The 839-nt window shown below is 42.4% G+C and carries 1 pseudogene; it reads left to right on the top strand.

The features are described 5' to 3' along the window. Positions 1 to 808, top strand: a pseudogene (locus R7Z77_RS24810) (hypothetical protein); the annotation flags it as partial. Positions 809 to 839 lie beyond the last annotated feature (31 nt).

Here is an 839-nt window from a genome sequence, read left to right as displayed (position 1 = left end):
CAAAAGTGTCGACCTAGATATTTACTTCTTTGTGCCTGGTGAGCTTGGTTTAAACGCCGATATCATCAGTGAATCCGAATTTTATTACACTTCTATCACTCAGCAACGTGCTTATTACAGTACAGAAATTCTATTGCCGCTTGTTCACAGCCGATTAGCGAAGCGCGGACGTCTTTCTAATCAGCAATACCGCGTAAGTTTGAGTTTGTTCGCCTACCAGTACGTTATCGCATTAGATAAAGCAGTGGCGAGTTTGAATAAGCACGAGAGCAACTCCGTTACAGAAGATGAAGTGGACGAAGTCATTGAGTTGACGCTTGAGATCTTAAAACGCTTGAGACGCTCTATCCCTTATGAAGAAAACTTAAAGCGTTACTACGTTAATATTGATAACTATTTGTCGTGGTATACCGAGCAAAAGTTTTTGTCTCTCGTTGCTCATCTTCCTCGAGAAGGCGATTACAGCACCATTAAACAGCGTTTGATTACTCTGTGTGAGAAAGAACAAGCGCATCGCAAGCTAAACAAATACAACTCTCCACGCGTGGTTGAAGACGTGACGCGTCTTTCAAACAAAATGCGTTTGTTAAGACGTCTGATTGAACACCCTATTGTTTTGCGTGAGCAAACTATCTCCATGGGTAACAACATCAAGCGAGCGATTAAAGGGATTGCGACGGGCTTGGTTATGGTCGTAGTGACATCGACCGTTATTCTAGCCCGAGACTACCTTGGCGAGATCTCAGCGTCTTTCATTATAGCGATGTCTTTTATCTATGCTTTACGCGAGATTTTTAAAGATGATCTGAGTTATGCGATGTGACGCTTGATTCGTAAAT

It is taken from the genome of Vibrio sp. 1401 (assembly GCF_033340295.1).
The sequence above is the reverse complement of the archived record's forward strand: the minus strand, read 5'-3'. Positions and strand labels throughout refer to the sequence as shown.